The sequence below is a fragment of the Actinomyces acetigenes genome, from assembly GCF_031296635.1.
Classification (GTDB): Bacteria; Actinomycetota; Actinomycetes; order Actinomycetales; family Actinomycetaceae; genus Actinomyces; species Actinomyces acetigenes.
Map to the genome: position 1 here is coordinate 95,674 of NZ_JASPFC010000010.1, position 6,542 is coordinate 102,215.

Annotated in this window: 6 protein-coding genes; 2 read left to right on the forward strand and 4 right to left on the reverse strand. The window is 71.0% G+C overall.

Annotated elements, in window-relative coordinates; translation table 11 throughout:
• Positions 1–25: 25 nt before the first annotated feature.
• Complete coding sequence (gene mtnN / locus RIV14_RS05890) at positions 26–769, reverse strand: 5'-methylthioadenosine/S-adenosylhomocysteine nucleosidase (protein WP_075373000.1); 744 nt, start codon at positions 767–769, stop codon at positions 26–28.
• Positions 770–1,054: 285 nt separating this feature from the next.
• Entirely contained in the window at positions 1,055–1,678 is a 624-nt protein-coding gene (locus tag RIV14_RS05895) for a TetR/AcrR family transcriptional regulator (RefSeq protein WP_075372999.1), read from the reverse strand.
• A gap of 129 nt (positions 1,679–1,807) precedes the next feature.
• On the opposite strand from RIV14_RS05895, the gene RIV14_RS05900 reads away from it, so the two are divergent.
• The gene (locus RIV14_RS05900) at positions 1,808–4,153 is read left to right on the forward strand and encodes an MMPL family transporter (RefSeq protein ID WP_075372998.1); all 2,346 of its coding nucleotides are present in this window, start codon (positions 1,808–1,810) and stop codon (positions 4,151–4,153) included.
• Between the two features lie 280 nt (positions 4,154–4,433).
• Here RIV14_RS05900 and RIV14_RS05905 read toward each other — a convergent pair whose 3' ends face one another.
• The gene (locus RIV14_RS05905; RefSeq protein WP_428978864.1) at positions 4,434–5,393 is read right to left on the reverse strand and encodes an AlbA family DNA-binding domain-containing protein; all 960 of its coding nucleotides are present in this window, start codon (positions 5,391–5,393) and stop codon (positions 4,434–4,436) included.
• Between the two features lie 218 nt (positions 5,394–5,611).
• Positions 5,612–6,094 carry an S-ribosylhomocysteine lyase gene (locus RIV14_RS05910; protein ID WP_178387896.1) on the reverse strand — a complete coding sequence of 161 codons (483 nt, stop codon included), beginning with the start codon at positions 6,092–6,094 and terminating at the stop codon, positions 5,612–5,614.
• A 40-nt stretch (positions 6,095–6,134) separates the two neighbouring features.
• On the opposite strand from RIV14_RS05910, the gene RIV14_RS05915 reads away from it, so the two are divergent.
• A partial coding sequence (locus RIV14_RS05915) for an alpha/beta hydrolase (RefSeq protein ID WP_309325013.1) occupies positions 6,135–6,542 on the forward strand: 408 nt, incomplete at its 3' end.

Sequence of the window (6,542 nt, forward strand, 5' to 3'; positions counted from 1 at the left end):
CGGTGAGGCGCGGGGTGTCGGCGACTCATCCGAGCAGAGCCAGGACGACCGCGGCGCTGCGGGCGGCAGCCTCCTCGGCGGCGATGTGGAAGTCCTGGCCCGCCTCGGGGCCGCACAGGTCTGACACGCCGCGCACCGAGACGAAGGGGATGCCAGCGCCCGCCGCCACCTGCGCCAGCGCCGTCGACTCCATGTCCGTGCTCAGCGCCGTGGGGAAGACCTCGCGGGTGTCGGCCACGTTCGCGGCCGTCACGAAGGAGTTGCCGGCCAGCATCTGACCGACACGCAGCCGCGCCGAGCCCGACGACGCCGTGGCGCCGCGCAGGGCCTCCTGGCCCACCTGCTCCAGGCGCTCCAGCAAAGCCGGGTCGCCAGCGAAGGTCTCCGGCTGGCCCGGGGTCTGGCCGCGGGCATAGCCGAAGGCGGTGGCGTCGGCATCGGTGTAGGCCAGGCTCGCCGAGGCACACACGTCGCCGACCTCGACCTGCCGGCCGAGCCCGCCGGTGGTTCCCGCCGAGATGACGGCGCTGGGACGGACCCGGGCCAGGGCCGTCGCCAGCGCGCTCGCGGCCGCCACGAGCCCGATGCCGCTGCGCACCACGATGAGTTCGTGCTCGTCGCCGGGAAGCTGGAGGGACCAGGCGCGTGCGGCCCCCGGCAGGGTCGGGGCCTGGGCCGCCGCGCGTTCGGGCAGGGTGTCCAAGAAGGGCTGAACCTCCTCGGCCATGGCGCAGGAGACGATGACGGGCGCGGCACAGGTGCGACTCACACGCCGAGCCTACAGGGGCGGCCGAGCCCTGAAAGTGTCCAGATGGGACGGCTTTGGCGGTTGATCGCAGCCACTATCAGGAAGTAACAGGGCGATGACCTGGGCTTTTGCCAACCGCGGTGCGGCTGCCGTGATTCAAAGTCGTCCCATCTGGACAGATTCGCCGCACGGCAGCTCTGTCGAGGCGCTGTAGAGAGCGTGCAGTGGGGGTCGGTGGGGCGGTGGCCTTCTGTCGGGGTGGAATCCGTCGCTTCGTCAGGAGGCAAGCTCTGGTGCGGGGCGACGTCAGGCGTCGCCGGCTTGCGTCGGCGTGCTCAGCCCGATGATGACCGCCTCGATGAGGTCGCGCAGCCTGCCACAGTCGATGTTCGCGGCGATCGAGTCCATGAAGAGCAGGCTGACGATATCGGCCAGGCTCGCCGTGGGGACGGTGGGGCGGCGCCCCATGCGGGCGAGAACCTTCTCGACCGTCCCGGACAGTCTGGCGGTGAAATCGGCGCGCGCCGTGCCGGGGATCGTCGGGCTGTCGGGGTTGCGCAGTTGGAAGAGGGAGTACTCCGTGGTCAGCAGGTAGATGGTGCGAGCCTCGGGGCGGATGGCCTCGAGCAGCTCCATGAGCGAGTCCATCGTGGGGGCGCCTTCGAAGGAGTCGATGGCCTGCGTGACCCGTGACAGCAAGGTGTTGGAGCGCGTGACGATGGCCTCGGTGAGGATGTCCTGGAGCGAGGAGTAGTTGGAGTAGAAGGCGCCCCGGGTGAAGCCGGCCTGCTTGACGACGTCGTCAATGCGAGTGCTGGCGATGCCCTTGGAAGCGACGATGTCCGCAGCCGCCTCGATGAGGCGGGCGCGGGTGTTCTCCCGCTTGCGCAGCGTGCGCTCAGCGGCGGGCGGGTCGGTGCTCGGTGTCATGAGACCGCCCACCTTACCGGCGCCGTGGGGGTGTGAGGAGTCACAACGTCCCGGGTTTCAATACATGACTGTATCCAGTACGTTTTCGTATCGAATTCGATCATCTCCGTACCTTCTGGAAGGCCTGCCATGTCCAACTTCCTCTTATCCCTGGGGCGATGGTGCGCTCGTCACGCCACCCGGGTCCTCGCCGCCTGGGCGCTGCTCATCGCTGCCCTCGGCGGCGTTGTCGCCACCACCGGCATCCAGCTCGACGACACCTTCACCATCTCCGGCACCGAGTCGATGCGGGGCCTGGAGGTCCTCTCCGACCGGCTGCCCCAGGCGGCCGGCACCAGCGAGCAGGTCCTCATCACCAGCTCCAACGGCCGCATCGAGAACCACGCCCCGGCGGTCAACGCCTTCGCCCTTCGGGCCTCGCAGATCGACGGCGTCGCCACGGTCTCCCCACCCTTCGGGAACCAGGCCGCCGGGGTCGCGTCAACCGTCTCCGCCGACGGCACCCACGTGCTCGTCCAGGTGCAGACGGACGCCTCGGTCGGCTCCATCACCACCGGAACCACGCCGAAGGCCAAGACCGTCGCCCAGGACCTCGACACCCTCGCCGAGCGCGCCGAGGCCATGGACCCGTCCCTGACGGTCCAGCGCAGCGGCAACATCGACCAGGAGGTGGGGATCGGTATCTCCGCCGTTGAGCTCGTCGGCGTCGCCATCGCCGCGATCGTCCTGCTCATCACCTTCGGCTCCCTCGCAGCCGCGGGTACCCCGCTCGTCGCCGCCGCCGTCGGCGTGGGCGTCGGCATGCTCGGCATCCTCGCGACGGCGAGCATCACCGACATCAACTCCACCACCCCGGTCCTGGCCGTCATGATCGGACTGGCGGTCAGCATCGACTACGCCCTGTTCATCGTCTCGCGGGCGCGCGAGTACCTCGCCGACGGCGTCGATCCGGCCGAGGCCGCCGGGCGGGCCACCGCCACCTCCGGAGGGGCCGTCGTCTTCGCCGGCACCACGGTCATCGTGGCCCTGTGCGGTTTGAGCGTGGCCGGCATCAGGTTCCTGACCACGATGGGCCTGGCCTCGGCGGCGGTCGTGGCGGTGGCCGTGCTCGTGGCCCTGACGGTCGTCCCCGCACTCATCGGCCTCCTCGGTCAGCGCCTGCTCCCGCGCCGCCGCAAGGCCGCCGACGTCGGTGCGGACGCGGACCGGAGGCCGGCGTCCCGCTGGGTGCGCACGGTGACCCGCCGCCCGTGGGTGACTATCGGCGCCGTCGTCGTCCTCCTGGGACTGTGCGCCGTCCCCGCCAGCGGCCTGCGCCTGGCCCTGACCGACAACGGCTTCGCCGAGAAGGGGACGCAGCAGCGCGAGACCTACGACGCCGTCGCCGCGGCCTACGGCGAGGGCTACAACTCCCCGATCGTCGTGATCGCCGACGTCTCTCAGCCCTCCGGTTCGGTCGCCGCGGTCCAGGGCCTGGCCCACGACCTCTCCCAGCTCGACGGCGTCGAGGGAGTCTCCCTGGCTACCCCCAACGAGGACGGGACGCTCGCCTTCGTCCAGCTCCGCCCCGAGAAGTCGCAGACCGACCCCTCCACGATGGAGCTCGTGCGCAACATCCGCTCCCACGCCGGTGATTACGAGAGCCGCTACGGACTCACTAACGTCATGGTCACCGGCCAGACCGCCGTCGCGATCGACGTCGCCGAGGAGCTCAACGCCGCCCTCATCCCCTTCGGCATCGTGGTGGTGGGCCTCTCGCTCATCCTCCTCATGGTGGTCTTCCGCTCCGTCGCCGTTCCCGTGACCGCGACCCTCGGGTACCTGCTGTCACTGGGTGCGGGCATGGGGGCCGTGGGCGCCGTCTTCGGCTGGGGCTGGGCGGCCGACCTCCTGGCCGTCTCCAAGGTCGGTGCCGTCATCTCCTTCCTGCCGGTCATCGTCATGGGAGTCCTGTTCGGGCTGGCCATGGACTACCAGGTCTTCCTCGTCTCACGCATGCGCGAGGAGTGGACCCGACGGCGCAGCGACGCGACTGCCGCGACGCCCGAGGCTCGCCGTGAGGCGGCCGCGGCGGCGGTCAAGGCGGGGTTCCAGGGCAGCGCGAAGGTCGTCGTGGCGGCGGCCGTCATCATGATCGGCGTCTTCATGGCCTTCGTCCACACCGACAACGTGTACGTCAAGCCCATCGCCCTCGGCCTGACCGTCGGGATCGCCGCCGACGCCTTCCTCGTGCGCATGACCCTCATCCCCGCGCTCATGGCGGCGCTGGGGGAGAAGGCCTGGTGGCTGCCGGCGTGGCTGGACCGGCTGCTCCCCGTCGTCGACGTCGAGGGGGAGGGCCTGGAGCAGGCACTGGAGCAGGAGGAGGCCGATGCCGGCCAGTCCGCCCGACCGGTGACGGACTGCTCGGACGATCGGGGCAAGGATTCTGAGGGCGAGGACGCCGAGGGTAGGCAGGCCGCTGTCGTGTCCTGAGGCCGGTGGCCGCGGTGTCTGGCGAGGGCGGGTCAGGTGGATTGCTGCCGGCCCGCCCTCGCCGGGGACATTGCGCGCGACCGGGTGCGTGTCCTTCCGGGCGGGGCATTCGACGCCGTCGGGGACAGGAATCCCGTCCCCGGCCGCGCAGGATGTCCCCGCACGCATTGGACCGGTCCACCGGGCCTCGCCTCGTCCCACCGCTGGGCCTTGCCTTGCCGCGCCCCATCACCAGGACCCGGGGCCCGCTGTGTTCCGGCGGCCCGTGGCCTACGACGGCCTACTGATCGGTACCCTCGTCGTCCCGGGAGCCCGTGGCGGCGGTGACGGCCGCCGCCGGGTTGATGGGCAGCGCCCGGCGGGACTGGTCGCGGCGCAGCAGGAAGTTCCCCAGCCGGATCGGCCAGGTCACGTGGTTGATCCGCGGCCAGCGCAGCATGACGTAGTCGACGGCGTCGTCCACCTCCAGGCGCCGCGTCGAGTTGCCGACCCGCACCCACAGCGCCGCCCCGTCGCGCCCCTTGGCCGGCTTGAGGTAGACCGGCAGCGGGGACGGGGGCGCCGTCACCCGGCACACCTCCGCGGTCCCGTCCGGTGTGGGTGCGAAGTCCACCTGCGGCAGCGCCGCCGCGTTCGTGCCCATGCGCGTGCGCCACATGCCGCGCAGCCACAGCTCGAAGCGGTCGGCGTCGGGCTGCTTGAGGGTCGCGTAGTCGGGGCCGAGCCCAATGAGGGTGCCGCCGTCATCGACGCCGAGCAGGAGCGTGCCGCCCGCGGAGTTCATGAAGGCCGCCACCGTCTTGGCCACGATCTCCTCCATCGCCTCATCGCGCTTGTCCGTGCGCAGGTTCCAGCGGGCCGAGGACTTGAACTCCAGGCGGTCGGACTCGCCCATCTGGGCGACCTCCGCGATCGGCAACAGGGTGCGACGGTGCTGGACGCGCGCCAGCACCGCGGAGGTCGCCACCAGCACCACGACTGCCACGCCGCAGGAGGTCGCCAGCATCTTGACCGAGAACAGGTCGCCCTCGTCGAAGATCCACCCCGCCAGCAGCAGCCCCAGCCACAGGCCGATGAGCGCGATGAGCGTGGCCTCCGCATCCGACACGGAGACCCGTCCGCGCAGCAGGAACCGCGTCACCTGTCCCACGAGGTAGGACAGCAGGAGCAGCAGCGGCTGGGCGATGACCCACCAGATGAGGATGGGGTTGGCGGGATTGGCGATGACGGTGCTCTCCATGGTTGTCAATGCTTCTCGTCGCTTTTCGGGAAATCGGTGGGTTGGCGCCCCAGTGGGCGCGTGCGGAACAGCGTCAGGATACGGTGCCGGCCCCGTCGATCCGGGCCGACGTCGGAGCCCGGCGACGGCGCGACGTCTCACCCCGTCACTGTGCCGGGCCCGGTGTTGCCAGACTGTGAGGACTGTCCTCTCCTCGGCTCCTGGTCTTGGCGGCTGTGTCAGGCCATGACCTGCGTCCACTCCTCGCGGGCGGCGAGGAAGTCGCGCACCGCCTCCTGGGCGGCGGCCAGCGAGTGGTTCGCCCCCCAGCCGCACTGGACCTCGTTGGCCGCCGGCACCTCCTGGGCGGAGAGGATGTCGCGGAAGGTCGCCTCCAGCAGCGGCAGAAACTCCTCGGTCCCCACCCCCAGCATGAGGGCGTAGAAGCCGGTCTGGCAGCCCATGGGGGAGAAGTCGATGAGCCGGTCGGTGTGGTTGCGCATGAGCTCGGCGCTCAGGTGCTCGATGGAGTGCACGGCCTTCATCTCCAGGTGTGCGCGGTTGGGCTGGCAGAAGCGCACGTCGTACTTGACGAGCACGTCCCCGCCGGGCAGCTCCTTGCGGTCGGCCACGCGCACGTAGGGCGCGGCCACCTTGGTGTGGTCCAGGTTGAAGGACTCGACGTTCATCCTCGGCATGCTCTGCTGGCTCGTCTCGCTCATGGGCTCAGCCTACGGGGCGGTCACGAGGCAGGATGGGGGCATGACTTCACTGGCGCGCATCGTCGCGGGGCCCGACGCCGCCCCCACCCTGGTCCTGCTCCACGGCATCACCGGCTCCGCGGTCTCCCTGGCCGAGGCCATCGACCACTGGGTGGGCCACGGCTACCGGGTCGTCGCGGTTGACGCCCGCGGGCACGGCCTGTCCCCGCGGTGGACGCCGGCCCAGCTCGAGCGGGCCGGGGAGGTCCTCGTGGGCGACCTCATCGCCGTCCTGGAGGACCTGGAGGCCGCCTCGCGCGGCCGGGCCGCCCTGGGTCTGCCGACGCCGCCGGCCCCGGTCGTCATCGGCCACTCGATGGGTGCGGCCACCGCCATGGTGGCTGCCGTCCGCCGCCCCGACCTGGTCTGCGGCGTCGTCCTGGAGGACCCCGCCCGCTTCGGCACCCGC

What these genes read in the sequence shown, in the direction of transcription:
- RIV14_RS05910 (WP_178387896.1), bottom strand. Translation starts at nt 6,094, where the DNA reads ATGAGCGAGACGAGCCAGCAGAGCATGCCGAGGATGAACGTCGAGTCC.
- RIV14_RS05895 (WP_075372999.1), bottom strand. Translation starts at nt 1,678, where the DNA reads ATGACACCGAGCACCGACCCGCCCGCCGCTGAGCGCACGCTGCGCAAG.
- RIV14_RS05900 (WP_075372998.1), top strand. Translation starts at nt 1,808, where the DNA reads ATGTCCAACTTCCTCTTATCCCTGGGGCGATGGTGCGCTCGTCACGCC.
- RIV14_RS05905 (WP_428978864.1), bottom strand. Translation starts at nt 5,393, where the DNA reads ATGGAGAGCACCGTCATCGCCAATCCCGCCAACCCCATCCTCATCTGG.